Source organism: Dactylosporangium sp. NPDC050588, assembly GCF_040654975.1.
Classification (GTDB): Bacteria; Actinomycetota; Actinomycetes; order Mycobacteriales; family Micromonosporaceae; genus Dactylosporangium; species Dactylosporangium maewongense.
On record NZ_JBFAJA010000072.1, the window covers coordinates 40,723 to 65,021 of the forward strand.

Here is a 24,299-nt window from a genome sequence, read left to right on the forward strand (position 1 = left end):
TTCCCCGGTGTGCCGGTCGACGAGGACCAGCCGGACGTCAGGAATGGTAGATCACCGCACGGCAGAGGTCGGCCCGCGACAGCGTGCCGACGAGTTTCCCGCCGTCGACGACGGGCAGGCGCCGGATCCCGCGGTCGACCATGACCACGGCCGCCCGGGCCAGCTCGTCGCCGGGCCGTACGGTGGCGGTGTCACGGGCGACGAGGGGGTCGACGATCCGGTCGGCCAGCGCCCGCCCCTTCTCCAGGAACAGCCGAAACGCGTCGTCGAGGCTGCCCCCTCCCCCGGCGACCTCGTCGAAGCTCGGCAGCATGGCGCGGACGAGCTCGTCCTCACCGACCGACCCGACGAACCTGCCGTCGTGGTCGAGCACCATGAGCTGGCCGACCTCCGACACGCTGACCAGCTCCGCCGCCCGCCGGATGGTGGCGCCGAGCCGGATGTACGCCGGAAACGCTGACATCACGTCGCTGACCAGCACGCCGCCTCCCGCGTGATCTGTCTCCTGCCAGTGAATGTAGCCCCGCTCCCCGCCCTCCGATGATTGGACGAACGGCTTTCAATGCCCGCCGCTGAGGCGGGTTGAGTTACGTGGTGGCGCACGCATCAGCCGCGCAGTGACGGCGGTCTTCCGCGGGGCGGCCCGGCGAGGAGGCATGATGGATCGATGGCGACGATCAGGCGGCTCCGGGACGTCGATGCGCCCGCTGTAGCGGGGATCATCGAGCGCTGCCTCCGCGAGGTCAACAGTCGCGACTATCCGATCGAGATCATCGAGCGGATGTGCGGGCACTTCACCGAGCACCGCGTCAGGGAGCTCGCCACGCAGCGGGAGATGTACGTCGCCGAGGCGGACGGGATCGTCGGGACGGTCTCCCGCGACGGCAACAAGGTCTACACCATGTTCGTGCACCCGAGCGTCGCCGGTCGCGGCATAGGACGGCAGCTCATGCGCCACATCGAGGCGCTGGCCGCGGCCGACGGCCACGACCACATGGAGACCGGCGCGAGCATCTCAGCGCACGACTTCTACCGCCGGCTCGGCTACGTCGACGTCCGCTCCACCGACACGGACTTCGGGCTCAACTTCATCCTGCGACGTAGCCTGCCCTGACCCGCGCCGACGAACCGGTCGGCGTTCCCGCCTGCACACCTTCCGGTCAGGCGCAGACCTTCTCCAGGGCGGTCTTCGCGGCTTCGGCGGCGTCGACCACCCCGGTCTTGGGCGTGCCGCGTGCGGCGGAGAACTGCTCCAGGGCGGCGACGAGCCGGTTCAGGGCCTCCTTGAGGCCAGGGTCGGAGACGACGGCGGTCAGTGGGCGCAACTGCTTCGCCCATTCCTTCGCCAAGCCGTCCTGCTCCGCGGCCGCCGCCGCAGCGGCGGCCGCGTCGCCCCGCTTGATGGCGGCGAGGGCCTTGCCGTCGGCCTCGATGAAGGCCGGCACGTACAGCTCGGTGGTGTCCTTGAGGCCGCGGCACTCCGGGCCCGGGGAGCCGCCGGTCCGGGCGGCGGCGCTGGACGCGGGGGTGCCTGGGTCACCGCCGCAGGCCACACCCGACAACAGGACGACCGCCGCAACCATGATGCCCATGAGGAACCGCATGCCCGTCACTGTATCGGCCGCGGCCGGTGCAGGTCGGACGGGTCGCGCCCGTGTCGAACGTGTCGCTGAACGTCGATGCGCCGGTCCTCTACACTGCCGCCATGTTTTCGCTTGAGCAAATCACCGAAATACATGACCGCCTTGGCAGCAGAGCCACCTTGGGCGGCTATCTACGGGCGCTGCGGGACATCGGCATCGAGTCGTACGATTCATACGTGACCGACGGGCACTCCGAATATCTCGGCGTGGACGGCCATCGGCTGGTCGGCCCGGTGTTCCACGAGACGTTCGCCATTGCCGAGACCTGCGACAAAGAGCAGTTCTTGCAGTACATGCGGCAGGTCGAGCAAGGCGGCGTCGGCTACGTGGAGATGTCTGAAGCACTGGCCGCTCACGGCGTTGAGAAGTGGACGTTCGACACGGAAAGGTTGACCATCACGTACTTCGACAAAGCCGGAAACGTATTGCTGGACGAGAAGGTCGATTAGTCGGCGTGCGCTCACGCCCTACCCGATGTTCATCTCCGACCTGACCACCATGTTGCCGCTGGTCATCGTGCGCCGCTGCGTCGTGTCCGGCACTTAAATCGTCCGCAAGGCCAGAACTTCGGCATGGCTTCCGCAGGTTACGCGCGGCCGACGACATCCAGATCGTCACGCTTCGTGACGGCAAGTGGGCGTGTCGAACCACGAACGCAGTGCTCGCTCGTGCCGATGTGCGGACGTCTGATCGGCTGTTCCAGCGCCTCGGCGACCTCGACAACATATCCGGCACCGGTCTCGGCTTCGCCATGTCCCGGGGCTGGCCAAGGCGATTGGCGGCGGCCTAGAACCGGAGACCCCCGGCGGCGGGCTCACCAATGACGATCACGCTGGCGCACCTCTCCGGACCCGGCATGACCGGGCCTGGTCGTGCCCGCTCAGCTAGCGGCTGGCACGACCATCTCGGCGTACGCCCGCTGGCCCTGATAGTTGGGGTGGAAGCTCGTCTGCGCGGGAGCTGGCTTGCCGACGATGTACTCGAACTGCAGCCCGTTGATGTACGAGTCCTTCCGGTCGCAGAGCGAGTGGTCCTGGAAGGCGTTGACGCGGTCTCCGACTACCGGCACGTACACGACGGTGGTGCTGGACTTCTCCGCGCCGGTCGGCACGATGAACTGCTGCCGCTCGCCGCCGCCGGTGCCGGTGAGCCCGTCGCCGACGAAGAAGACCTGGCCGACGACGGGCCTGATCGAGGTGAACCCGACACCCGAGGCGGCGGCGAAGTCGAGCCTTGCCGGCGCCGGGACGGGCGGGACGGTCCCGCCGGTGAAGACGCCGTTGAGGGTGAGCCCGCAGGCCGGACCGCCGGGGATGTCGGCGCCGACGATCCCGTCCAGTGACTGGATCTGCACGGTGCCGCCACCCGACCAGCCGTCCGGGCCGGCCGTCGCCCCAAACGACGCCGCCGCACTGGCCCGGGTCGCCGCCTCGGCCGAGGACTGACTCAGCGGCCAGGCCCGCGCCGCCAAGCCCGCGACGGGATGCGGATCCGCGCCCAACTCCTCGCTCGGGCCCCAATCGTGTACCTTGCCGCCTGTGAACGCCGATCCTCAGGTCAACATGGTCGCCTTCCGGCTGCACCCGCAGGGACGCGTCGCCACCGGACGTGCCCGCACCCGCGACGACGACGCCCTCCAGCAGGCGTGGAACACAGTGCGCCAGGAGACCGGGGCGACACCCGCCGACGTAACCCGGGTGTACAGCGAGTGGCAGCCGTCCGCAGCCGACTCCGCCTTCGCCGCCGCGACGTTCCCGGGCGTGGAGCTGTCCTGGAGCTTCCGCCGCCCGGCCGCGGACGGGTGGGAAGCGGCGTTCGCCGACGTGGCCCGACAAATCGAGCGGGCACTGACCAAGACCAGGATGGAGCAAACCGCGAAAGGCGCCCCGCCGCCGCTGCTGTAGCCGTACCGACGGACCTGCAGCCGCCACGGTCCTCGCAGGGCCCCGCAACACCCATCCGCCCCGCACGATCGAAGCCCTCCACAACACGCTCGCCGCCCACGACAACCCAGCGAAGCCACGCAGTAGTTAGTTGACGCGTCCTCACCAGCGCGTCTCCCCGGCGAAATACCGGGCGGCCTTGCGCAGGATGCGGATCGTTCACTAGCGCCGATCGAGATCGCCGACCTGCGGCGGTTGGCCGATCTGGCCGCCGATGCCGAGGCGGACTTGTTCAGTCGGCATCCACAGGGGTCCGGCCGCTATGCCGGCCGTCTGCTGGGTCGAGCCCTGTGCCAGGGTGCGGCTCAGCACTACGTGGACGGGAGCAACGGGGTCAAGGACTTCGACGTCTGGTCCTTCTATGCTGAGGACAACGACTGGCCGTTCCCGGCCCGATGGCGCGGAACCCGAGACTTCGGGCCTTCCAAGTTCGGGCGATACCCAAACGATCCGCCGATATATTCAGGCCGACGTGTCGACCTTCTCGGACGATCTCTTCCCGTCTCGCTCGACGCCGATCCGGCACATGCCCTGCGGCACTGTCTCGCTGGTCGCCGGACCGACTCGGCCAAAGCTCTGGCCGCTAAAGCTGTGGTTCTGATCGACCCGCCCGATCGCGTCGGCGAAGTCGTGTGGCCATCTGACGCTCGCTCACGCCGCAAAGCGCTCGCCACGGCCCAGTATGGCGATCAATGATCGCCATACTGGTGGCCTGCGGCTTCACCGCCGTCCGTGCCCGAACCCGCCGTGCAACTGTGCAACGTTGGACCCGGCCTCGCGGTCGAAATCGGAGTCCTGATCCCGGTTCCACCAGCCTATCGATGGCATCGGTGGAACGATGGGAGGCGTGGGAACTGCGACAACTGCTACGCCTGCTGTCTCGCCGCTTGTCGGCGATCCGATTGAGCGTGCCGACGCCGAGCGGCTCGCGGGAGTACTGAAGGCATTCGCCGATCCGGCTCGGCTGCAACTACTGAGTCTGATCCAGTCCGCTCCGGAGGGCGAGGCGTCCGTAAGTGACCTCACCGCGCCGCTTGGTCTGTCCCAGCCGACCGTGAGCCATCATCTTCGGATCCTCACCGAGGCCGGCCTGCTCGAGCGCGAGAAGCGCGGCGTCTGGGCGTACTACCGCCTGGTGCCGTCCGCGATCACGGCCATCGCCGACCTGTTGACGCCGCCCCGAAAGCGGACGACGAAGAGGGCGCGCTGAGCGGCACTGTCGAAGACCACGAGCGCGTCAAGCAAAGCGCGCCCAATCCGCCAATTCCCTTGATCCGATGCGCGCTCATGCCGCTGTCACGGCGCAGACGTCCACCTGCGGTCCGTCACCGTCCGTAGCAACGTGCCGATGGCGTGAGCGGCCGGCCATGCCGAGGCCTCGTTACGACAACTTCCCGGGCCGGGTGGTGCTCGTGGGATCTTTGGAGCGGGCTGTTGAGATTCGGCTGGCGGCGACCGAGGACGGTTCTCCGGGTGACCGGCCCGGTGGAGCCGGGGACGTCCGTAACTGGGCGGATGGCGTGGCCTATCCTGGAGTCGTGGTTATGGACCTCCGTACGGCATTGAGCGCAGCGTTCCACCCCCTTTAGGTGGCCGCAGTTGCGGCCCCGGAAGGGGTCAACATGTCTCGTACGGACAAGGACGGTCCGCATCACCCGCGGACTGGCTTGCGACTTCTCCTCGGTGGCGCCGGTCCGCCCAAGTGGTTCGTCGACCACGTCTGGACCAGCAGAGAACGTCAGGAAGCGCGAGTCGCATGCCGAAACGCCGCCAAGGAGTATCGCGGCGACGGGATCGTCGACACGATCCCCACCATCCAGCAGCATCGCCGCGGTGCCCAGTGGCTCTGGTGGTGACGTAACGCCAGCCGTGTGCTCCGTCCGACTGACTCGACGGAGCACACGGCGGCAAGGTCGACCGTCCGGATCTGCCGCGGCGAGCGCGTACCGGTGTTCATCGCCGCGCGTGACGCACGGTGATGTGTGGCTGCCATCATCACCCAGCCATCAGCTGCGGGTCGGCGAAACGAGCTCGTACTCCGCGCGGCGCGGTGGGTGGATAGGCTGTCTGTGTGGCTGAGCTGCCCAAGACATCGAGCGTTCCGGTCGTCCGTGCAGACTTCGGCGAAAACGTCGTCTGGGAACGTGTCAAGGTCGAGATTGCAGAGCCGACCGAGGAGGGCTTCGGCGCTGACGTGGAGTTCGTCGAGGACCGAACGCTGAACGGCCTGAGCGAGGCGGTGATCGCAAACTCGTACCCGCACGACTACCCGCACCGGTACCGGCACCCGGTTCTGTTCGTGGTCGACACGATTGCCGCGTCCACATCCGGACATCCCGTCCTGGTTGTCAACCTCAATGCATGGGTCGATGCTGAGCCGTTCAGGGCTTTAGCCCGGCAGGTGCAGTCGATCCAGAACAACCTGTCACTCGCGAACATGGATTACCTCGAATTCGCGCGATCAACAGATGCGGACGGCATCTTTCGAGGTTTCTGACAGACGATCCCACGTTCGCGCCGCTGTGGTCACGGCCGTGCGCACATCTGGCCGCCGACCGCGCGTGGTGCCTCGCTGGGCGTTCGTCACGCTATGTACGTCGAGCCACCCCGCATGTCCTGAGCATCCGGCGCGCCCTTGTGCCGAATTGAGGGCGTTGCGCGGGTGGGTAGCCGCGAACGCGACGACCGTGCCACATTCGTTCATACTGCGTGGATGCCGGTACCCGTACACCGGACAAGGCCTCAACTGCGGGGCCGCAGTGAACCTCGCCGCACCGTCCATCCCAGTCGTAGACCTCACCGCCATAGCGCCGATATTGACGCTCACACCACGGCCCTCCGCCCTTGGCTGAGCCCGAATTCAGGGCATCCGCATCTGGCCGCTGACGGCGCGTCGCGTGCTCGCTGCCGACGGCGGAACCTCAGTCCCACCAGAATGACCAGATCGGCGCATCGATGAGTCGGCTGGCGTAGCTGGTGAGGTCCGGTGCGCTGCCCTGCCAGACGTTGTCGGGACAGAACGCGAAGTGCTCCGCCGCGATGTTGAGGGCGGCGGCGTGGTTGGTCGGTGGGGCTGCGACGCTCAGGTAGAGCTCGGCGAACCCGACGCCGATGACGCGCGTGGCGAACCGGTGTTCCCAGGAGCGCAGTACGGCGGAGAGCTTCGCCATGTCGTTGTCGTAGTTCGCCGGGCCTTACCATCCGGCTGCGGTGATGGAGTCTGTGCCACGGGCGGTGGCGACCAGGCCGAGCCGCAGCCCGGGGTCGTCGGCCAGCATGACGCTCACGCACTCGTCGGCGTGCAGGTCAGGATCGTCACCGGCCGGCTGCGGCGCGGCGACGCCGGGCCAGCGCTGCCCGTATGGAGCGGTGACGGCGAGACGCTCGGCCGGCGACAGGTTGTCACTGTCGTCGATGCCGGTGTGGTCGGCCCACCAGCCGGCCATCAAGGCCTGCGCGTCCCACGCGCCGGGGTCGGACATGTCGGCCGGCCACAGCTCGCCGTCGTCCCACGGGCGGGCGGTGTCACCGCGGAGGTGGTCAAGCAGCAGCGGCCACAGGCCGGACTTCTCATGTGCGGCACGTAACGCGGTCCACAACTGCCTTGTGGCAGGACCGTCGCTGACCCACATGGCTGGTTGATCGTCTTCGCCCTCCTCGCAGTACACCAGGCGGCCCTCCGGGAGTACGACGCCCGCAGCAGCGAGCGCATCAGGAAGCGCCGCCAGCAGACGGGGCAGTTCGGAAGATCCAGACATGCCAGGGAGCATAGGCAACCGGAGACCCGCCGCGAGGCGCGCGGAGAACTGCGACCGCAACCAAATGGCCAGACCGTGGGCGAAGCAGCCTGCCTTGAGATCACGTGCGCTGTCAAGTAGCCGCTGACGGCGCGCTTGGTCGTTGCCGGGCATCGCGGACGGCGGTAGTCGTGGAAGATGGCGCGATGATCGCGCTGCCGCATGAAGACTCCGGGTTACCACCACGGCACGTTGGACGACAGATGCTCACGATGGCCGAGCGTGGCGGACCCAGCTTCGCCGAGCAGTCATTCGTGTAACGACGGCACACTCGTCCGCCCGCCGGTCCGCACTGCGGTGTGGGCGCCGGCCAACCCGATCGCGGGTCAAAGTGAAGGCCCCGCTGTCACGTCTTGAACCATCCTCGCAGGGTCCCGGCGAACCGTTCGTCACCCAGCGGCGCCCGCCCGCACAACAGCGCCTTCACTACCGTCGGCGGCTTGTGCTGGCTGGCCATTGATGGAGTCCTTTCGGCTCAGACCGGAATCGGTTGCTTACAGGGCGGTGTGCTGCGTCGAACGTTCGGGTGTGAAGGTGTGGTCCCATGCGTAGGGAGATGCGTCCTGCTCTTCGCCGGGCCACCAGAACACCTCGGCGCCGTCGAGGTCGTCGCCGATCATGTTGATCGACTCGACCTCGACCAGCGCGACACGGACGCGGACACCGTGCGCGTTGACGTAGGCCTGTTCCGCGGCGCGCCCGAGCTCCAGCGCTCGGCCAAGCGCGCCCGCGTGATCAGTGGCCTTGAACGTGTAGACCGACACGCTCGGCAGGTAGTAGCCGGCGTCTTCCGTGTACAGGGCGAACCGCGCCGTCGCGCTGAACCACACCGGCAGCGAGCCGGCACCGCGTTCGTCCATGCCGGCGATCATCCACACCGGCGGCAGTGAACACCAGCCGTTTCACGCAGACCGCCGCCTCGCGGCCGCGACGCCGGCGATGACGGTGAGCGCCGTGACCACGGTGAGGTACGCGCGGTCCGGCAGGGTGTCGGCGTGGCCGATCAGGCCGAAGACGGTGTGACCTGCGAGTGCCCCGGTGCACGCCGCCACGGTGTGGTGGGAGGTCCAGCCGCCGGCCGCGGACCAGCGGCGCAGCGCGACGAACATGGCGGCGGCCACCGCGGCCGCGCCGGCCATCGGCAGCAGCGCCCAGGCGCCGTGGGTGAACAGCGGCTGCCTCGCTCCCGCGAACGGCCAGATCGCGCCGAGGAAGACCAGCGCCGTCACCGCCGTGAGGGCGCCCAGGACGGCGGGCCGCGGTGGCGTGGCGGGGCGCGCCGGGCGGACGCGCACCCGCAGGGCGAGCAGCGTCAGGACGGCGATCGCGGCGGCGACGCCCACGACGGCGGGCAGCGGCATCGTGTACCCCGGATCCTCGCTCGGCGGCACGGCGACCCGCAGCAGCGCGGCACCGAGGAGGGTGACGACCCCGGCCGCGATGACGCCGCCGCGGCGCAGGTAGGGCGCCGTGCCGTGGCGCGCGAAGCACAGCTCGGTGAGCGCGACCGGGACCGCGATACTGAAGACCGCGTGGTAGACGAGGTTCAGCTCCGCGTAGGCGGTGTTGACGCCGAACAGCCGCGGCGCCCAGTCGGCGGCGTGGTACAGGTGCGGGCTGGTCAGGCTCTGCAGGGCCAGGCCCTCCTCCAGCAGGCCGTACGCGACGCCCATGAGCAGCAGGTGCGGGTAGCCGCCACCCGCACGGCGGACCACCTCGCGCGCGAACAGGGCGCCGGCGCTGTAGACGGGGGCGAAGACCAGCCAGGCCCAGGCCAGCCGCAGCGGCACCGTGCCCAGCGTGACCTCGGCGGCGACCGGTGCGAGGACGGCCAGCAGCAGCGCGGCGCGGCGGTTGCGGGGGCGCGGGTCGGGCACCGGCGGGAACACGGCGCGGGCCACCGGCCGGTTGACGGCGGCGATGAGCGCGGCGAGGACGGCGAGCTGGACGCCCTGCACGGCGCGCAGCCACGCCGGGTACTCGGCCGACACGAGCAGCCAGCCGACGGCGACGAAACCCAGGACCGACACGATGCGGACCCGGCGGTAGGCGCGGTGCGCGCCGGCCAGCAGCTGACGGGCCACCCACACGTACAGTCCGGCGACGACGAGGATCGGGATCGGCCTGGTCCACAGGGTGCGGGCGAGCTCGGCCCGGTCCGCGTGCGGGTGCCGGCTCTCCTGGTACGCCAGGACGTCGCCGCGGAAGAGCAGGGTCAGCGCCGCGAAGGCCAGACCGAGCGCGAGACCGGCGACGAGCAGGCCGACGACGACACGAACGGCCCGGCGTTGCTGCGGTGTCATCATGCCACCGACGCTAGGAACGCGGCGGCGGGCGCACCTCCATCCGGCGACCGGTCCCGCGTCTGCGACTTCAGGCGGAGGGCCGGGGCCGGACCAGTCCTAGGTCGTAGGCGAGCATCAGGCGGAGGGGCGGGGCCGGACCAGCCCGAGGTCGTAGGCGAGCACGACGGCCTGGACCCGGTCGCGGACGCCGAGCTTGCGCAGGATCGACGACACGTGGGTCTTGACCGTCGCCTCGGTCACGACCAGCCGCTCGGCGATCTCGGCGTTGGTGGCGCCGCGGGCCAGCAGCATCAGCACCTCCCGCTCCCGCTCGGTGAGCTGCTCCAGGGCGCCGTGCGGGGCGGGCGGCGTCACGTCGGTGGCCGCGAACCGGTCCAGCAGCCGCCTGGTCGCGCTCGGCGCCAGCAGGGCGTCGCCGCGGGCCACGACCCGGATCGCCTCGACGAGGTCGGCCGGGCGGACGTCCTTGAGCAGGAACCCGCTGGCGCCGGCCCGCAGCGCCGCGTACAGCGCCTCGTCGAGGTCGTACGTGGTGAGGATGATGACCCGTGGGGCGCCGGGCCGGCCGGTCAGCCGCTCGGTGGCCGCGACGCCGTCGAGGCCCGGCATCCGCACGTCCATGAGGACCACGTCGGGCCGGGTCTGCTCGACCAGCCGGATCGCGTGCTCGCCGTCGGAGGCCTCGCCGACCACCTCGAGGTCGTCGCGGGCCTCGAGGATCATCCGGAAGCCGGAGCGCACGAGCGCCTGGTCGTCGGCGATCAGCACCCTGATCGTCATGTCGTCACCTCCGCTGCGCCGCGCTCATCGGTGCTGCTCCTTCGTGGGCAGCCGCGCCGCCACCTCGAACCCGCCGCCGGGCGCCGGCCCGGCCCGCAGCGTGCCGCCGAGCAGCGCGGCGCGCTCCCGCATGCCGGGGATGCCCTGCCCGGCGCCGGTGCCGGAGCCGCCGCGGCCGTCGTCGCGGACCTCGACGGACACCTCGGAAGGTCCGCTGCGGATCGTCACCTCGGCCTTGCCGGCGCCTGCGTGCCGGAGCGCGTTGGTGAGCGCCTCCTGGATGATCCGGTACGCCGACAGCTGCACGGCCAGCGGCACGTCCACGGCGTCGGCGTCCTCCCGGTGTACCGTCACCTGCAGCCCGGCGGCGCTCACCGTCTCGGCGAGCCGCTCGACGTCGCCGAGGCCCGGCTGCGGTGCCGTCTGTGCCCCGGCGTCGCCCTCGTCGTCGGCCCGGACGGAGCGCAGGAACCAGCGCAGCTCGGCGAGGGCCTCCCTGCCGGCCTGTTCGGTGCGCCGCAGCGCCTCGCGGGCCCGCGCCGGGTCGACGTCGAACACGTCGTCGGCCGCGGCCGCCTGCACGACCATGACCGACACGGTGTGGGAGAGCACGTCGTGCAGCTCACGCGCGATCCGGGCCCGTTCCTCGAGCACGGCCTGCCGCCGCTCAGCGAGCCGCCGCGCGCCGCGGGCCCGCACCAGCGCGCCCCAGCTCCAGGCGAGCACGACGCCGCCGAGCCACAGCCCGGCCAGCGTCCAGCGCCCGCGCGCGACGGCCGGGCCGCAGGCGGCGAGCGCCGCGAGGCCCAGCACCCAGAGCGTCTCGGTGGCGGGTCGCAGCCACGCGTACGTGCACACGACGACGAACGCGAGGCCCGGGCCCACGCCGGGGTACAGCACCTGCAGCCCGGCGGCGGCCGCGAGCACGACGGTGGTCCCGAGCCGGTGCCGGACCCCGAGCCACCAGAACCCGGCGGCCTGCGCGAGCACGAGCAGCACCGTCACGGTCCGCCCGGCCGCCCCGGTCACGACGAGCGGTGCGGGCGTGAGCAGCGGCGCCGACACGACGACGGCGCCCACGGCGGCGGCGACCCGCCAGCGCCGCGAGAAGCGCGCCGTGTAACCGTCCCCCATGCCGCCGTACGTTACCCGCGGCCGCGCCCGAGCGGGCTGGTCCCGCTGCCGGCTCTCATCCTGAAGTCGTAGACGCAAGACCCGTCTCGAGACGGGTGTGCCCGGTCCCGCGAATTCGTACGGTTGATGCATGACCGCTGCGAAGTGGTCGTTCACGAGGGGGGATTTCGATGAGGACGAGCGAGAACGCGTGGAGCGGAACCGTCGCGAAGAAGTCGCGCGGGCTGCTCGACGGCTCCAACCTCTACCGGCGCCTGAAGGTCCGGCTCGACGACGGGACACACGTGGACGTCAAGGTCGACCGGGACCTGTGGAGCCAGCTCGAGGTCGGCGACCGGGTCGTGAAGGCCGAAGGTGGACAGCCACGCCGCGGCTGACCGGGACGGCGTTACCGTGCTGTGGTGACAGAGCCGGTCCCGGAGCTTGTCGAGCTGCCGCAGCCGAGGGCGCTCACCGAGGCGGAGCGCGCCCTGGTGGTGCGGCTGGTGGAGTTCGCCGGTGTCGCTGAGCTCGGCGAGCAGGTCACGACGGTGCGCGTGGTCTCCGCCTGCCGGTGTGGCTGCGGTTCGGTCGGGCTGCGCAGTGACGGGCCGGCAGTTCCCGCGGCCGTGGTCGCCCGGCTGAGCGCCAACGGGCGCGACGACTACTTCGCCGTGTCGGCATCCGGCGGGGGCGACGTCAGCGTCGTGCTGCACGTCGGCAGCGGGTCGGTCGTCGAGCTGGAGCTCTTCGCGGGCGAAGGAGTCCAGGTCGCCGCGCCGCGCGCCGACGGGTTGACCGGCCTCTGGATCGGCTGACCGGACGCGCGGGGGTGGGTCACCGGGCGGCGCCCCGGGCCTGGGAGGACGTCGACGTCGGTGGCGCGCATCGGGGTGCCGCAGTGGGAGCAGCGCAGTTCGGCGTGGGCGATCTCGCCGCAGGCGTGGTGGCGGTAGAGGACCGGCGGGCCGGCGTCGCCTGCGGTCCAGCGGTCACCCCAGCCGACCATGACGAGCAGCAGGTCGCACAGCTCCTGGCCCTTCGTGGTCAGCACGTACTCGTGCCGGGGCGGGCGGTCGGAGTACTGCCGGCGGGCCAGCACGTCCTGCTCGACCAGCCAGGCGAGGCGCTGCGTGAGGACCTTGCGGGAGATGCCGAGGTCGTCGTGCAGCTGGTCGAAGCGGTTGATGCCGACGTACACGTCACGCAGGATCAGCGGCGACCACGGCTCGCCGATCACGTCGAGGGTGCGGGCGATGGAGCACGCCATGCCGGCGAACTGGGTGCGCTGCATTCCACCACTATAGGTTCCCTCAGGAGACTCTGTGCGATAGAGTTCCCTCAGGAAACCTACTGAGGGAGGTCGTCATGCCCCTGCCCGCGGTCGTCACTCCGGCGGAGTGGCAGTCAGCGCGCGATGCGCTGCTGGTCAAGGAGAAGGAGCTCACCCGCGCCCTCGACCGGCTCGCCGCCGAGCGCCGGCGGCTGCCGATGGTGCGCCTCGGCACGCAGTACCGGTTCGCCGCGCCGGACGGCACCGAGGTGGGCCTGACCGACCTGTTCGCCGGCCGGCGGCAGCTCGTCGTCTACCACTTCATGCTGGCGCCCGGTCAGGACTGGCTGTGCACGGGCTGCAGCACGTTCACCGACAACCTCGCCCCGCACGCGCAGGCGCACCTCGCCGCCCGCGACACCCGGCTCATCCTCATGGCCCGCGCGCCGCAGGCGGAGATCGAGCCGGTCCGGCGCAGGATGGAGTGGACGGTCCCGTGGTACTCCAGCCACGGCAACGACTTCCACGCCGACCTGGGCATCGAGGGTTTCGCCCTCAGTGTCCTGCTCCGCGACGGGGACGAGGTGTTCCGCACCTATGCGACCACCGGCCGCGGCGTGGACCGGCTGCGCCTGGACTTCAACCTGCTCGACCTCACGCCGTTCGGGCGGCAGGAGACCTGGGAGGACTCGCCGGACGGCTGGCCGCAGACCGAGACCATGGGCTGGCTGCGCCCGCACGACGAATACGACAACGAAGACGGAGACCACCATGCCTGAGCTCGACGCCGACGTCGCCCGCCTGGTCGAGGACGTCAACTACGCCCACATCGCGACGCTGCTGCCCGACGGCTCGCCGCACTCGGTGCCCGTCTGGATCGACCGGGAGGGCGACCGGCTCGCCGTCCTCACCGGGCCGGGGTCGCGCAAGGCCCGCAACGTCGCCCGGGACCCGCGGGTCGCCATCTCCATCATCGACCACGCCCAGCCGTACGCGACCGCGCTGATCCGCGGCCGCGTCACGGAGGTCCTCGACGGCGACGACGCGTGGCGGGTGATCGACCGCATCGCCGTCAAGTACACGGGCGCGCCCTACCCGCTGCGCAGCGACCGGGTGGTGCTGCTCATCGAGCCCGACCGCGCCCAGGCACCGTCGTTCGGGTAGGTCAGCGGGTGTCGACCCAGACCCGCACGATGGTGTGATTCGCGCAGCTGGTGTAGGACACGGCACCCACCGGCGCCCAGTTGCCCTGGCAGATGATGCCGCCGGCGCCGGGCATGAAGTGCTGCTGCAGCATCGAGACGCGGTGTTCGCCGGCACCGCCGGTGCACAGGCTCTGCGCCCAGTTGGACCCGTACGTGACGGTGCAGTCGGTCGGGGCGGCGCTCGCCGCTCCGGCGGTGGCGGCCAGCGTGCCCGCCGTGAGCAGCGCGCTGAGGGTGACCGCGGTCGCGAGCCGTGCCTTGGTGCCCATACCCACCTCATTTACTGTTAGGAATATTAACGGTCGGACTGTAACGCCTCCGTCACGCGCCGTCTAGACTCATCCATGTCAATGTGCGGCGGCATGTCATGATCGCCCGCATGAGCGAATGGGCCTACAACGACCGCCCCTCCGGCGTCCGGTTCCTGCCCGACGAGGTCGCCGAACCCGAGCGCGGCGAGATCGAGGACGAGATCTGGTCCTGGATCGTGCAGGGCCGCGACGACGCCGCCGGGTTCGTCGACTACTTCGACGACGACGAGCGGCGCGCGGGCCTCACCGACGACCAGCTCGCCGCCGCCTACGAGCGCGCCGTCGACGCACGGCTGGACCAGCAACGGCAGTGGGGTCCCGTACAGAGCAACCTGACCGCCGCGTTCACCGAGCTCAACCAGCTCGGCGTCGTCGCGCGGGAGAACTTCAGCTGCTGCGGCACCTGCGCGTCCGGCGAGATCGACGACGAGCGCGACGACTCCCGGCACTGGCACGGCTTCCTCTGGTACCACCAGCAGGACGCCGAATCCCTCGCCGCCAGCGCCAACGGCTCGGTCTACCTCGGCTACGGCGCCTACCCGCCCGAGGACTTCGACGAGGACGCCTACGAGGCCCTGCCGAAGGCCGAGCAGGAGGCACAGTACCGGGCGGACCTGGAACGCTTCCTGGACGACCTGGTCTTCCCGGTGCTGCGCAGGCACGGCATGCACGTCACGTGGAACCGCAAGCAGTCCACCCGCATCCTGCTCACCGGTGCCCAGTGGTACGCCCCGCTGAATTGAGCTAAACCGGTTGCGGCGGCACCGTGGCCGGGCCAGGGTGGGAAGAAGTCCGAGAGCGAAGGAGTCAGGGGATGCGAGCTGCGTCTGTGTTCACCCAGATGGCCATCACCGCCTATCTCGAGGACCTGACGCCCCTTGCGCATCCTGAATCTCGGCATCCTGGCGCACGTCGACGCCGGTAAGACCAGCCTCACCGAGCGGCTCCTGCACGCCGCCGGCGTCATCGACGAGCCCGGCTCCGTCGACGACGGCAACACGCAGACCGACACGCTCGCGCTGGAGCGCCGGCGCGGCATCACCATCAAGTCGGCGGTGGTGTCGTTCACCATCGGCGACGTCACCGTCAACCTCATCGACACGCCCGGCCACCCGGACTTCATCGCCGAGGTCGAGCGCGTCCTGCACGTCCTCGACGGCGCGGTGCTCGTCGTGTCCGCGGTCGAGGGCGTCCAGGCGCAGACCCGCATCCTCATGCGGACCCTGCGCCGGCTGCGGATCCCGACGATCGTCTTCGTCAACAAGATCGACCGTGGCGGCGCGCGCGGCGACGCCGTCCTGCGCGAGCTCGCCCGGCGGCTCACCCCGGCGATCGTGCCGATGGGCGCCCCGGCCGGGCTGGGCACCAGGGCGGCGGACTTCGTGCCGGCGCCGCCGCCGCTCGACGTCCTCGCGGAGCACGACGACGACCTGTTGTCGGCATTCGTCGACGGTACGGCGGTGCCGCGTGAACGCGTCCTGCACGCGCTGACCACGCAGACCCGCCGGTCCGAGGTCCACCCCGTCTACTTCGGTTCGGCGGTCACCGGCGCCGGCCTCGACGCGCTCACCGCCGGCATCGTGACGCACCTGCCCGCGACCGAAGGTGACCTCGACGCGACGGCATCCGCCAGCGTCTTCAAGGTGGAACGCGGCCCGGCCGGGGAGAAGATCGCATACGTGCGCATGTTCGCGGGCACCATCCGCGCCCGGGAACGCGTACACCTGCCGGACGGAGAACAGAAGATCACCGGCATCGCCGTGTTCGACGACGGCGGCGCGGCCGAGTCAGGGGCCCTCACGGCCGGACGGATCGGCAAGGTGTGGGGCCTCGGCGCCGCGCGCATCGGCGACCGGATCGGCGAGCCGCACGGGGCGGCGGCGCACCACTTCGCGCCGCCGAGCCTGGAATCGGTCGTCGCGCCGGTGCGTGCCGGTGACCGCGGCGCGCTGTACGCGGCGCTCACCCAGCTCGCCGAGCAGGACCCGCTCATCGACGTCCGCCACGACGACGTGCGCGGCGAGACGTCGGTGTCGCTGTACGGCGAGGTCCAGAAGGAGGTCATCCAGGCGACCCTCGCCGAGGAGTACGGCATCGACGTCACCTTCCGGGACACCACGACGATCTGCGTGGAGCGGCCCGCCGGCACCGGCGAGGCAGTGGAGATCGGGCAGAAGGACGGCAACCCGTTCCTCGCCACGATCGGCCTGCGCGTCGAACCGGCGCCACCGGGTGCCGGCGTCACGTTCCGGCTGGAGGTCGAGGCGGGCGCGATGCCGGCGGCGTTCTTCACCGCGGTGCAGGAGACCGTCACCGCCACGCTCCAGCAGGGTCTGCACGGCTGGCAGGTCGCCGACTGCACGGTCACGATGACCCGCTCCGGGTACTGGCCCCGGCAGAGCCACGCCCACCAGCAGTTCGACAAGAGCATGTCGAGCACCGGACACGACTTCCGCAGCCTCACCCCGCTGGTCCTCATGGCCGCGCTGCGACGGGCCGGCACCGTGGTGCACGAGCCGGTGCACCGCTTCCACCTCGAGGCCCCGGCCGACCAGCTCGGCGCGCTGCTGCCCGTCCTGTCCCGCCTGCACGCGGTCCCGTCGAGCACCGTCACGCAGGGCGCGACCTGCGTCCTGGAGGGCGGCATCCCGGCGGCAGCGGTGCACGAGCTGCAGGTCCGGCTGCCCGGCCTGACCCGCGGCGAAGGCGTGCTGGAGTCCGCGTTCGACCGCTACGAACCCGTGCCGGGCCCGCCGCCGGCCCGCGCCCGGACCGATCACAACCCGCTCGACCGTTTGGCGTACCTGCTGCGGGTCGTGCGCCGGGTCCCGGCGTGAGTCAGTGTCAGTGTCAGTGTCAGTGGAACACGATCGGGTGGCCGGACGCGATGCTGACGCGGCACGCCTCGTGCAGCGTCAGCCACACCATCTGTTCGGTCTCGAACGGGTCGCCCTCGGCGCCGAGCCGGTCGGCCTCCGCGTCGCTCAGCGAACCGTCCTCGTCGAGCTGGACGCCGATCCGCGGGGCGACCCGGCGCAGCTCGTCGAGCAGGCCGTGGCTGGAGCCGACCATGCCGCCGCCCGGGCCCTCATCGAGGAAGACGGGGTCCGCGATCGGCACCGGGACGTAGAAGCCTTCACAGTCGGAGTGGCACAGCAGGTGCGAGTCGAGCATCGACGCGGCATCGTCGACGAACCCGTCCGCGTCCTTGAGATCGCCGTCGACGACCGGCGTCACCGGCTGCCCCTCGACATGCAGCGCATACGCCCGCCGCAGGTAGTGCAGGCACGAGTACGGGAAGCTGCCCACATACGGCCGGGCCAGCCCGGTCGGCGGCGCCCCGTCCGGCGGCGTCCACGCGTGCCCCTCCGCGGCGAGCGCGGCGGCGAGCCCCGCGAACTGCCGCCGGTAGTGCTCCTCCCCCTCCTCGTCATAGCCGATGCACGGGTTGCCGACAGTCACCGCGAGTCCCATGCCCGCGATCATAGGGCCGCGCTGTGTGAGGATGACGGGCATGGTGGTGCGAGCGTTGCGGTTCGGGTCGGTGGCGGAGACCTACGAGCGGTTCCGGCCGGAGTACCCCTCAGAGCTGGCCGACCTGATCCTCACGTATGCCGGCAGACCCGTCCGCACCGTCCTGGAGATCGGCGCCGGGACGGGCAAGGCCACCCGCTGCTTCGCCCGCCCGGGCGTGACGGTCACGGCGACCGACCCCGACCCCGCCATGCTCGCCGAGCTGCGCAGGCACGTGCCGGCGGACGTCCGCACCGTCCAGGCCGCGTTCGAGGACCTTCCGCTGGACTCGCGGCACGACCTCGTCTTCGCCGGCGCCGCCCTGCACTGGACCGCGCCGGAGGGCCGCTGGTCGCGGATGGCCGACCTGGTGGAGCCGGGCGGCGTCTTCGCGAACTTCGGCGGCCCCGTCCAGCTCGCCGACCCCGCCGTGGAGGCCGCGGTACAGGCCGCCCGCGCTCCCTTCCTCGACACCGACGAGATCCCGTCGCCGGACGGCACACCCCCGGAGCAGGCCATGCAGTGGCCCGGCACCGAGCTGCAACGCTCGGAATGGTTCCACGACGTGCGCCAGTCGCTGCTCCCCCGCCGCCTGACGATGACCGCCACCGACTACGTCGGCTACCTGTCCACCGTCTCGGCGTACCTGGAACTACCCGAGCAGCCCCGGCAGCAGGTGTACGACCGGATCCTCCGCGCCCTGCCCCCCACGGTCGAGATCATCGCCGACGTCATCGCCCACCTCGCCCGCCGCCGGTAACCTCCGCCCCCGGCGGAGGCGTCAAGGACACTCCCCCGTCCCAGGCGCGGGCCAGCAGCACCGCCAGCCCGACCGCCTCATCCACGTCGACGGTGAGCAGCTGGATCACTTGGCGGCTCCCCGACTCGGCACGGAACGGGTGCTCCCACCAGACGACGTACTCGTCGGGGTCCGTCGTGATCCCGATCCCGACCGGCAGGATGTCCTCAGCGTCCCCGGGAAGAGGCGTCGCACAGAACCACAGCCCGTCATGGCTCTTGAACGGATGGAACGCGCCGAGCGCACTACCGCGGGCGGCCAGGGCGAGCGCGCCCCGCAGCGGCGGCCGTCCCTCGATCGCTGCCCTCGCGTCGTCGAACCGCGCCCGGGCCAGGTGCTCATCCCACTCCTGCTGCAGCCCGTGGCCCACCCCGTCCATACCCTCATCATGACAACGCACGGACACGTCAGCCAGTGCCGTCGTACGACCAGAGCACCGCCACGTCAGGCTTCATGCGCACCCACAGTGTCGAGGCCGGCGAGCCCTCCGGAAAGTCCAGACGCAGCAACTCGCGACCATGGACACGCTCGACCCCGACACTGCGTACGCCCCGAAGATCCCCGCGAGTTTCGATGTTCGCCAGTTCGAATCCCACCGTCGGCACCGAAAGGCCTGGCAGGTCAGACTCGTGCGTCCCTGGAGGTGTTGCAAGACTTGGGGCGGTGAACACAGAGGACCTCGTCGCTCAGGTGCATGACCTTCTCACCCGGGTGCCGCGACCGCCGGATGAGGCGGCAGCGGGCGGTGCCGACGACGCGGAGATCGCCGACCTGGCGCGCCGGCTGGCCCTGACCCTGCCGCCCCCGCTCGTGGCGTGGTTGCGCGTGTGCCGCGGCGATGTGATCGGCCCCGGTGGTGTCTTCGGCGCCCGCGCCGACCGGCGGCCCATCGACATGGATCACCGCAGGTCCTACCACCCCGGGTTCATCGACCGAGGCTGGCTCCCGGTCGCCGGCGACGGCTGCGGCAACACGTACGTGCTCATCACGCACGGCCCACTCGACGGCAGGGTCGCGTTCATCGAGACCACCACCGATCCGGACCGCATCGACTACCTGGTCGCCAGCGACCTGTGGCATTTTCTTCGCTTCCTGCTCGCCCGCGAGACAGGTGAACGAGGATGGCCATTCCACGCAGCGTTCGTGCAGTCCATCGATCCCCACCTGACCGACCCGACAGGCCTACTGCCCTGGCGCACCTGACCGACCGTCCATGGCAGCGACGCGACCAGCTCTCGCACTCGGACGGCGGCATGACCGCGCACCGGAACCCGGTCGGCTGCTGCTTCCTGGAGCAAGGTCGTCGCGTACGGTTTGCGTTTGTGCGTCTGTTCAACCGCCGTCGCCGTGCTGTAGCGGATCCACTTGTGGAGTTCGACGCGCATGGTCGGCTGAGTCGCGCATCGATGGCCTCTGTACGCCGGGCGGAGGACGGCTGCGCAGCCCCAGGCTGAGGCGTAATCACTCCCGGCCGGCGAGCGAGAGGGCGATGTCCAGCTCGTGCTGCTTGGCCGGGGACAGGACGCCAATCTTCTCGATCAGGAACTCCACGCTGACAGTCGTCTCCCAGGTGCAGAAGATCTTTCCGTCCTTGGGCAGCGCCACGCGAACCACGCCGCTCTCCCCCAAACCCTCCTCGGCCCCGAAAAAGACCTCGATGCCGATGGCGCGTGCGTCCGGCCCGGCCTCCTCTACGATCCTGCGTCGCTCGTCGACATCGACCGCCTGCTCGCCAGACATCAGGACGAAACCGAGCCTCTGCGACGCAGTGGCGGGTTCGACGATCTGCATGGCCAGGAATTCCGGCCCCGTCCCCCCGAGAGCAGCACGACGGGCCGCTTTTCGTCGATCTGAGCCCACCAAAGTTCGCCGCGCTCCACATGCCCTCCTCGCATCCGGTTCTTATCAGCATCGCCCCGAAACGAGATCACCAATATCAGGCGCGCTCGGGTGCGCGCACATCGGCACGAGTGTGCGCAGCTGCGCGGTTCGACACGCACGGGCGATCACCACGAAGCGTGACGACCTTCAAGCCCGCCGACGCGCGAGAACTGCGGCCAGATGTGCGCACGCGGGTCGATGCTCGGCGCGCTGGCTGTCTGCAGGGCGGAGTTAGGGTTCGCGCGTGGATTTTGCGGAGTTCGACATGCTGGCCGAGCCGTTGCGGCAGAGGTCGGCCCGGGAGCAGGCCCGGCATGGTTTTGCGCTGGTCGATGGGCTTGTCTCCACGCCTGAGGTGATCGCGCTCGTCGAGGGTCGGATGGGCATCGTCCTTCCGGACAAATACAAGGTGTTCATGACGCGATACGGCGGTGGCGTGTTCGGTTTCGTCGAGTTGTTCCCGCTCGTTGAGCCGGGAAAGCCGGCCAGGTACGGCGATGTCTGGTCGGAGAACGAGGAATGGTTCCCCGAGGGTGACTTCGTCGCCGTGGCGGCGGTGGGCACCGGCGACTACTGGGGGTTCCCGGTCACCGAAGGGCGCTGTCACGAGCAGGTCTGGTTCCATTTCCACGACCAGGAGGATCACGAGCCGGTGGCCGCGGACTTCCTGGAGTTCATCGCCGAAAAAGGGCTGAAGAGTCCTGCCGATCGCGTCATGGAACGCCGCGCTCTCGACGATCGCCGTTCTTGATGATCAGGCGCGCAACGTTCGGCACGACCGGAGACCCCAGCGCGCCGTGCCAATTGCCGGGCTGGGTCACGGCCAGGTGTGCGCTGTTCTGGCGAACGTCTCGGGATCGCTGTGCACGGGCACCACGCAGAGCAGGTGCCCACCTGGCGAGCGCATCACGAAGGCGTCCTTCCAGCGGGTCAGCGACTCCGCACCGAGCGCCGTCAGGCGAGCTACCTCTGCCGTCAGGTTGTCGGTCTCGATGTCGACGTGGTAGCGCGGCGGGTCGTCGCCGACCGCCTGGACGACGGTGAAGAAGTCGGGGACGGCGCCGACGAGAGCGGTGAACTGCTCCTCGCTGGGAGGCGAGTAGGTCGGGGTGCCCAGCGCCGCAGACCAGAAATCCACCTCCGGGCCGACCTGCGCGACCGGCGTGTCGAAGACGACACTCGCCAATCGACTACGATGCATGCCGGCCAGACTACGCGATCTCGGGCATCGACGCGGCCCGTCCGCGGGTGTGAAGCCGTCAGCGGCGCGGCAGTGCAATCTTCACGGCGCACGGCAAGGTCGGGTGCACTGTATTCGGCCACGAGCGAACGCCGCCTCCAGCACTTGGCTTCACCAAGCGTGACGTGGCGGCCGGACGCCGGCGCGTGACTCGCGGCATGAGCGTGCGGCTCCTACTTGGGGCCGTGCCAGAAGTCGCCGTCCCGGTCAAGGAGCCGGTGCGTCAAGGTCTGCGCCCGTTCCAGCCACGTCTCAACGGACCCCTCGGTGTCATCCTCGGGTCTTGCAAGCCAGTCGGTTGCTGCCTGCCGCAGGGCGGCGTGCGCGTCCGGGATCGGCGTCTTGCCTGTCTCGAAGAGGTCCGCGAGCTCCGCCCAGGCCCCGTAGAGCGCGCCACGTGCGGCAGCCAGTCCAACGCATCCAGGAGACGTCCCGGGATGTCGAGGGCGGCCTCGTACGCATCCCAAGGCTGCACGGAATCGAGGATCAACCGAGCGAGTGGATCTATCTCGTAGAGAGCAACTGAGACTCGCTGACGTCTGGCGGATGGGGCTGCCGCCCCGATGCGTTGTCGAGCGATCGGATCGCGGCAGGTGGGGATACCCAACGCCACCAGTCATGCTGAGCGGGTTCAGCCGTTCGCGGTGGGGCTCCGTTGACGAGATCGGTTGGGCAGCGGTCGCTGCCGCCTCCGCATCGCCGCTGATCCGAGTCATGGCTGCCCTGGCCCGGGCGTCGAATGGGCAGTTGCTGTCCCTCGAGCCCTCGGCTGCGGCGCGAGGGGCGGGGGCGGGCGCGTCCATCGACCGGTTGACCCGCGGACGTCGCGGACCGGTCACGATGGAGATCGTGACCGATGCATATGCCATCGAGGCCAAGGGCCTGCGCAAGACCTACGGCGCCCACCATGCGGTCGACGGGCTTGACCTCATCGTCGAACGGGGCGAGGTGTTCGCCCTGCTCGGGCCGAACGGTGCCGGCAAGACCACGACCGTCGAGATGCTGGAGGGCTTCCGCAAGCGCAGCGGCGGCGAGGTACGTGTCCTCGGCGTCGATCCGCAGCGCCGCCCGCTGGGATGGCGATCCCGGATCGGCATCGTGCTGCAGTCCACCGGCGAGTTCGAGGAGCTCTCGGTGCGGGAGGTCGTGCAGCATTTCGCGAAGTACTACCCGAATGCCGACCGTCCGGATGAGGTGATCGAACGGGTCGGGCTGCAGGGGAAGCGTAAGGACCGGGCCAAGGTGCTTTCCGGGGGGCAGCGCCGCCGGCTCGACGTGGCGCTGGGCATCATCGGCCGGCCGGAGCTGCTGTTCCTCGACGAGCCGACGACCGGCTTCGATCCGCAGGCCCGCCGCGAGTTCTGGGACCTGATCCGGGACCTCGCCGCGGGCGGGACCACGATCCTGCTCACCACGCACTACCTGGACGAGGCGGAGACGCTGGCCGACCGGGTCGGCGTGATCGCCCGCGGACGGCTGATGGCGGTCGCCACGCCGGCGACGCTCGGCGGCCGAGGCAGCGCGGCGGCGAAGGTCCGCTGGACCGCCCCGGACGGCCCGCAGGAGCACGACACCGACACCCCGGCGAAGTTCGTGGCCGACCTGGTCGCCCGGTTCGGCGGCGAGGTGCCGGAGCTGACGGTCACCCGGCCGTCGCTGGAAGACACGTACCTCTCGATGATCCAGGAGACGGCATGACCCTCACGCTGCGTCTCGGGCTGCTGCGCAGCGGCCTGGAACTGCGCCAGTTCTTCCGCGGCCGCGAGTCGGTCATCTTCTCCTTCGCGCTGCCGATCCTGCTGCTGGTCGTGTTCGGCTCGGTCTTCGGCGGCGTCGACGTCGCGCCCGGGGTGACGCTGACGCAGTACTTCGTGGCCGGCATGATCGCCGCCGCGCAGCTCACCAACGGCTTCCAGACCCTCGCGATCCAGATTCCGATGGAGCGCGACCGGGGCGTGCTGAAGCGGCTGTACGGTGCGCCGATGCCGGCTGGCTCGTACTTCATCGGCAAGGTCGCGATGGTCTACCTCATCGGCGTGGGCGGGTGCGCCATCATGCTGGCGATCGCGGCCATGTTCTTCCACGTGACGCTGCCGTCGACGGGCAGGCAGTGGTTCACGCTGCTGTGGGTCTCGCTGCTGGGCATCGCCGCCTGCACGCTGTGCGGGATCGCGTTCTCGTCGATTCCGCGGGAGGCCAAGCGGGCGCCGGCCGTGGTCACCCCAGTGGCGCTGGTGCTGCAGTTCATCTCGGGCGTCTTCTTCGTGTTCACCGACCTGCCGGCGTGGATGCAGCAGGTCGCGGCGGTGTTCCCGCTCAAGTGGATGGCGCAGGGCATGCGGTCGGTGTTCCTGCCGGACGCGTTCGCCGCGAACGAGCCCGCCGGGTCTTGGGAACTGGGCCGGGTTGCCATCATGCTGGGGGCGTGGGTGATCGTCGGGCTGGCGCTGTGTCTGCTGACGTTCCGCTGGACCGGCCGGGAGGACAATTGAACG

General features: G+C 70.2%; 30 protein-coding genes and 1 pseudogene. 15 read left to right on the top strand and 16 right to left on the bottom strand.

Translation table 11 applies throughout. The features are described 5' to 3' along the window. Window positions 1-37: 37 nt before the first annotated feature. Window positions 38-481 (bottom strand): CBS domain-containing protein, encoded by a 444-nt coding sequence (locus AB0I21_RS40125; protein ID WP_360568927.1) that lies wholly within the window; start codon window positions 479-481, stop codon window positions 38-40. 186 nt (window positions 482-667) lie between these two features. On the opposite strand from AB0I21_RS40125, the gene AB0I21_RS40130 reads away from it, so the two are divergent. Further along, window positions 668-1,114 (top strand): GNAT family N-acetyltransferase, encoded by a 447-nt coding sequence (locus AB0I21_RS40130; RefSeq protein ID WP_354896961.1) that lies wholly within the window; start codon window positions 668-670, stop codon window positions 1,112-1,114. Window positions 1,115-1,160: 46 nt separating this feature from the next. Here the strand turns inward: AB0I21_RS40130 and AB0I21_RS40135 are convergent, their stop codons facing one another. After that, entirely contained in the window at window positions 1,161-1,604 is a 444-nt protein-coding gene (locus AB0I21_RS40135) for a hypothetical protein (protein ID WP_360568928.1), read from the bottom strand. Window positions 1,605-1,654: 50 nt separating this feature from the next. Between AB0I21_RS40135 and AB0I21_RS40140 the strand changes: the two genes are divergently transcribed. Next, window positions 1,655-2,092, top strand: a complete 438-nt coding sequence (locus tag AB0I21_RS40140) for a DUF1398 family protein (RefSeq protein WP_360568929.1) — start codon at window positions 1,655-1,657, stop codon at window positions 2,090-2,092. Window positions 2,093-2,523: 431 nt separating this feature from the next. Here AB0I21_RS40140 and AB0I21_RS40145 read toward each other — a convergent pair whose 3' ends face one another. Further along, complete coding sequence (locus tag AB0I21_RS40145) at window positions 2,524-3,114, bottom strand: hypothetical protein (protein ID WP_360568930.1); 591 nt, start codon at window positions 3,112-3,114, stop codon at window positions 2,524-2,526. Between the two features lie 67 nt (window positions 3,115-3,181). Between AB0I21_RS40145 and AB0I21_RS40150 the strand changes: the two genes are divergently transcribed. The 3 genes from AB0I21_RS40150 to AB0I21_RS40160 all read left to right on the top strand — a co-directional run bounded on the left by AB0I21_RS40150 (window position 3,182) and on the right by AB0I21_RS40160 (window position 6,083). Next, entirely contained in the window at window positions 3,182-3,547 is a 366-nt protein-coding gene (locus AB0I21_RS40150; RefSeq protein ID WP_360568931.1) for a hypothetical protein, read from the top strand. A gap of 877 nt (window positions 3,548-4,424) precedes the next feature. Further along, window positions 4,425-4,796 (top strand): metalloregulator ArsR/SmtB family transcription factor, encoded by a 372-nt coding sequence (locus AB0I21_RS40155; RefSeq protein ID WP_360568932.1) that lies wholly within the window; start codon window positions 4,425-4,427, stop codon window positions 4,794-4,796. An 861-nt stretch (window positions 4,797-5,657) separates the two neighbouring features. Then, complete coding sequence (locus AB0I21_RS40160) at window positions 5,658-6,083, top strand: hypothetical protein (protein ID WP_360568933.1); 426 nt, start codon at window positions 5,658-5,660, stop codon at window positions 6,081-6,083. A gap of 424 nt (window positions 6,084-6,507) precedes the next feature. Here AB0I21_RS40160 and AB0I21_RS40165 read toward each other — a convergent pair. The 6 genes and pseudogenes from AB0I21_RS40165 to AB0I21_RS40190 all read right to left on the bottom strand — a co-directional run. Then, a pseudogene (locus AB0I21_RS40165) lies at window positions 6,508-6,768 on the bottom strand (DUF4253 domain-containing protein); the annotation flags it as partial. A 12-nt stretch (window positions 6,769-6,780) separates the two neighbouring features. Further along, on the bottom strand, window positions 6,781-7,344 hold the full coding sequence (locus AB0I21_RS40170) for a hypothetical protein (protein ID WP_360568934.1): 564 nt from the start codon (window positions 7,342-7,344) through the stop codon (window positions 6,781-6,783). A 533-nt stretch (window positions 7,345-7,877) separates the two neighbouring features. Then, on the bottom strand, window positions 7,878-8,255 hold the full coding sequence (locus tag AB0I21_RS40175; protein WP_360568935.1) for a hypothetical protein: 378 nt from the start codon (window positions 8,253-8,255) through the stop codon (window positions 7,878-7,880). A gap of 30 nt (window positions 8,256-8,285) precedes the next feature. Next, window positions 8,286-9,689: a hypothetical protein gene (locus tag AB0I21_RS40180; protein WP_360568936.1), complete on the bottom strand. Its 1,404-nt coding sequence runs from the start codon at window positions 9,687-9,689 to the stop codon at window positions 8,286-8,288. Window positions 9,690-9,803: 114 nt separating this feature from the next. Beyond that, window positions 9,804-10,469, bottom strand: coding sequence for a response regulator transcription factor (locus AB0I21_RS40185; protein WP_360568937.1), 666 nt, complete (start codon window positions 10,467-10,469; stop codon window positions 9,804-9,806). A gap of 24 nt (window positions 10,470-10,493) precedes the next feature. After that, window positions 10,494-11,603 carry a histidine kinase gene (locus tag AB0I21_RS40190; RefSeq protein WP_360568938.1) on the bottom strand — a complete coding sequence of 370 codons (1,110 nt, stop codon included), beginning with the start codon at window positions 11,601-11,603 and terminating at the stop codon, window positions 10,494-10,496. Window positions 11,604-11,773: 170 nt separating this feature from the next. Between AB0I21_RS40190 and AB0I21_RS40195 the strand changes: the two genes are divergently transcribed. Beyond that, window positions 11,774-11,980, top strand: a complete 207-nt coding sequence (locus AB0I21_RS40195; protein WP_360568939.1) for a hypothetical protein — start codon at window positions 11,774-11,776, stop codon at window positions 11,978-11,980. A gap of 266 nt (window positions 11,981-12,246) precedes the next feature. On the opposite strand, the gene AB0I21_RS40200 is transcribed toward AB0I21_RS40195, so the two are convergent. Further along, window positions 12,247-12,876, bottom strand: a complete 630-nt coding sequence (locus tag AB0I21_RS40200; RefSeq protein WP_360568940.1) for a helix-turn-helix domain-containing protein — start codon at window positions 12,874-12,876, stop codon at window positions 12,247-12,249. A gap of 74 nt (window positions 12,877-12,950) precedes the next feature. On the opposite strand from AB0I21_RS40200, the gene AB0I21_RS40205 reads away from it, so the two are divergent. Continuing rightward, complete coding sequence (locus tag AB0I21_RS40205; protein WP_360568941.1) at window positions 12,951-13,634, top strand: DUF899 domain-containing protein; 684 nt, start codon at window positions 12,951-12,953, stop codon at window positions 13,632-13,634. Further along, complete coding sequence (locus AB0I21_RS40210; RefSeq protein ID WP_344509999.1) at window positions 13,627-14,019, top strand: PPOX class F420-dependent oxidoreductase; 393 nt, start codon at window positions 13,627-13,629, stop codon at window positions 14,017-14,019. The genes AB0I21_RS40205 and AB0I21_RS40210 overlap by 8 nt, the downstream gene beginning before the upstream one ends. Window position 14,020: 1 nt before the next feature. Here AB0I21_RS40210 and AB0I21_RS40215 read toward each other — a convergent pair whose 3' ends face one another. Then, window positions 14,021-14,329, bottom strand: coding sequence for a hypothetical protein (locus tag AB0I21_RS40215; protein ID WP_360568942.1), 309 nt, complete (start codon window positions 14,327-14,329; stop codon window positions 14,021-14,023). Window positions 14,330-14,439: 110 nt separating this feature from the next. Between AB0I21_RS40215 and AB0I21_RS40220 the strand changes: the two genes are divergently transcribed. After that, the gene (locus tag AB0I21_RS40220) at window positions 14,440-15,114 is read left to right on the top strand and encodes a hypothetical protein (RefSeq protein ID WP_360568943.1); all 675 of its coding nucleotides are present in this window, start codon (window positions 14,440-14,442) and stop codon (window positions 15,112-15,114) included. Between the two features lie 135 nt (window positions 15,115-15,249). Beyond that, window positions 15,250-17,208, top strand: a complete 1,959-nt coding sequence (locus AB0I21_RS40225; protein ID WP_360568944.1) for a translation factor GTPase family protein — start codon at window positions 15,250-15,252, stop codon at window positions 17,206-17,208. 19 nt (window positions 17,209-17,227) lie between these two features. Here AB0I21_RS40225 and AB0I21_RS40230 read toward each other — a convergent pair whose 3' ends face one another. After that, on the bottom strand, window positions 17,228-17,845 hold the full coding sequence (locus tag AB0I21_RS40230; RefSeq protein ID WP_360568945.1) for a hypothetical protein: 618 nt from the start codon (window positions 17,843-17,845) through the stop codon (window positions 17,228-17,230). Between the two features lie 40 nt (window positions 17,846-17,885). Between AB0I21_RS40230 and AB0I21_RS40235 the strand changes: the two genes are divergently transcribed. Next, a complete protein-coding gene (locus AB0I21_RS40235) occupies window positions 17,886-18,644 on the top strand; it encodes a class I SAM-dependent methyltransferase (protein ID WP_360568946.1) in 759 nt (252 codons plus the stop codon). On the opposite strand, the gene AB0I21_RS40240 is transcribed toward AB0I21_RS40235, so the two are convergent. Both AB0I21_RS40240 and AB0I21_RS40245 read right to left on the bottom strand, forming a co-directional pair. After that, a complete protein-coding gene (locus tag AB0I21_RS40240; RefSeq protein ID WP_360568947.1) occupies window positions 18,616-19,062 on the bottom strand; it encodes a hypothetical protein in 447 nt (148 codons plus the stop codon). The two genes, AB0I21_RS40235 and AB0I21_RS40240, sit on opposite strands and share 29 nt — an antisense overlap. Before the next feature lie 28 nt (window positions 19,063-19,090). Further along, entirely contained in the window at window positions 19,091-19,279 is a 189-nt protein-coding gene (locus AB0I21_RS40245; protein ID WP_360568948.1) for a hypothetical protein, read from the bottom strand. Window positions 19,280-19,346: 67 nt separating this feature from the next. Here AB0I21_RS40245 and AB0I21_RS40250 point away from each other — a divergent pair, with 67 nt between their 5' ends. Next, a complete protein-coding gene (locus AB0I21_RS40250; RefSeq protein WP_360568949.1) occupies window positions 19,347-19,886 on the top strand; it encodes an SMI1/KNR4 family protein in 540 nt (179 codons plus the stop codon). A gap of 258 nt (window positions 19,887-20,144) precedes the next feature. Here AB0I21_RS40250 and AB0I21_RS40255 read toward each other — a convergent pair whose 3' ends face one another. After that, window positions 20,145-20,474 carry a hypothetical protein gene (locus AB0I21_RS40255; RefSeq protein WP_360568950.1) on the bottom strand — a complete coding sequence of 110 codons (330 nt, stop codon included), beginning with the start codon at window positions 20,472-20,474 and terminating at the stop codon, window positions 20,145-20,147. Between the two features lie 334 nt (window positions 20,475-20,808). Here AB0I21_RS40255 and AB0I21_RS40260 point away from each other — a divergent pair, with 334 nt between their 5' ends. Further along, a complete protein-coding gene (locus AB0I21_RS40260; protein ID WP_360568951.1) occupies window positions 20,809-21,315 on the top strand; it encodes an SMI1/KNR4 family protein in 507 nt (168 codons plus the stop codon). Window positions 21,316-21,381: 66 nt separating this feature from the next. Here AB0I21_RS40260 and AB0I21_RS40265 read toward each other — a convergent pair whose 3' ends face one another. Then, entirely contained in the window at window positions 21,382-21,750 is a 369-nt protein-coding gene (locus AB0I21_RS40265; protein ID WP_360568952.1) for a VOC family protein, read from the bottom strand. A 903-nt stretch (window positions 21,751-22,653) separates the two neighbouring features. Here AB0I21_RS40265 and AB0I21_RS40270 point away from each other — a divergent pair. Together AB0I21_RS40270 and AB0I21_RS40275 are read left to right on the top strand one after the other, a co-directional pair. Continuing rightward, on the top strand, window positions 22,654-23,502 hold the full coding sequence (locus AB0I21_RS40270) for an ABC transporter ATP-binding protein (RefSeq protein ID WP_360568953.1): 849 nt from the start codon (window positions 22,654-22,656) through the stop codon (window positions 23,500-23,502). Next, complete coding sequence (locus AB0I21_RS40275) at window positions 23,499-24,296, top strand: ABC transporter permease (protein WP_360568954.1); 798 nt, start codon at window positions 23,499-23,501, stop codon at window positions 24,294-24,296. Before AB0I21_RS40270 ends, AB0I21_RS40275 begins: the two co-directional genes overlap by 4 nt. Window positions 24,297-24,299 lie beyond the last annotated feature (3 nt).

Coding starts and splice junctions, on each gene's coding strand:
- AB0I21_RS40230 (WP_360568945.1), bottom strand. CDS start 17,845: ATGGGACTCGCGGTGACTGTCGGCAACCCGTGCATCGGCTATGACGAG.
- AB0I21_RS40220 (WP_360568943.1), top strand. CDS start 14,440: ATGAGCGAATGGGCCTACAACGACCGCCCCTCCGGCGTCCGGTTCCTG.
- AB0I21_RS40130 (WP_354896961.1), top strand. CDS start 668: ATGGCGACGATCAGGCGGCTCCGGGACGTCGATGCGCCCGCTGTAGCG.
- AB0I21_RS40205 (WP_360568941.1), top strand. CDS start 12,951: ATGCCCCTGCCCGCGGTCGTCACTCCGGCGGAGTGGCAGTCAGCGCGC.
- AB0I21_RS40175 (WP_360568935.1), bottom strand. CDS start 8,255: ATGATCGCCGGCATGGACGAACGCGGTGCCGGCTCGCTGCCGGTGTGG.
- AB0I21_RS40185 (WP_360568937.1), bottom strand. CDS start 10,469: ATGACGATCAGGGTGCTGATCGCCGACGACCAGGCGCTCGTGCGCTCC.
- AB0I21_RS40190 (WP_360568938.1), bottom strand. CDS start 11,603: ATGGGGGACGGTTACACGGCGCGCTTCTCGCGGCGCTGGCGGGTCGCC.
- AB0I21_RS40180 (WP_360568936.1), bottom strand. CDS start 9,689: ATGATGACACCGCAGCAACGCCGGGCCGTTCGTGTCGTCGTCGGCCTG.
- AB0I21_RS40210 (WP_344509999.1), top strand. CDS start 13,627: ATGCCTGAGCTCGACGCCGACGTCGCCCGCCTGGTCGAGGACGTCAAC.
- AB0I21_RS40240 (WP_360568947.1), bottom strand. CDS start 19,062: ATGGACGGGGTGGGCCACGGGCTGCAGCAGGAGTGGGATGAGCACCTG.
- AB0I21_RS40215 (WP_360568942.1), bottom strand. CDS start 14,329: ATGGGCACCAAGGCACGGCTCGCGACCGCGGTCACCCTCAGCGCGCTG.
- AB0I21_RS40195 (WP_360568939.1), top strand. CDS start 11,774: ATGAGGACGAGCGAGAACGCGTGGAGCGGAACCGTCGCGAAGAAGTCG.
- AB0I21_RS40135 (WP_360568928.1), bottom strand. CDS start 1,604: ATGCGGTTCCTCATGGGCATCATGGTTGCGGCGGTCGTCCTGTTGTCG.
- AB0I21_RS40255 (WP_360568950.1), bottom strand. CDS start 20,474: ATGCAGATCGTCGAACCCGCCACTGCGTCGCAGAGGCTCGGTTTCGTC.
- AB0I21_RS40200 (WP_360568940.1), bottom strand. CDS start 12,876: ATGCAGCGCACCCAGTTCGCCGGCATGGCGTGCTCCATCGCCCGCACC.
- AB0I21_RS40275 (WP_360568954.1), top strand. CDS start 23,499: ATGACCCTCACGCTGCGTCTCGGGCTGCTGCGCAGCGGCCTGGAACTG.
- AB0I21_RS40155 (WP_360568932.1), top strand. CDS start 4,425: ATGGGAGGCGTGGGAACTGCGACAACTGCTACGCCTGCTGTCTCGCCG.
- AB0I21_RS40170 (WP_360568934.1), bottom strand. CDS start 7,344: ATGTCTGGATCTTCCGAACTGCCCCGTCTGCTGGCGGCGCTTCCTGAT.
- AB0I21_RS40235 (WP_360568946.1), top strand. CDS start 17,886: ATGGTGGTGCGAGCGTTGCGGTTCGGGTCGGTGGCGGAGACCTACGAG.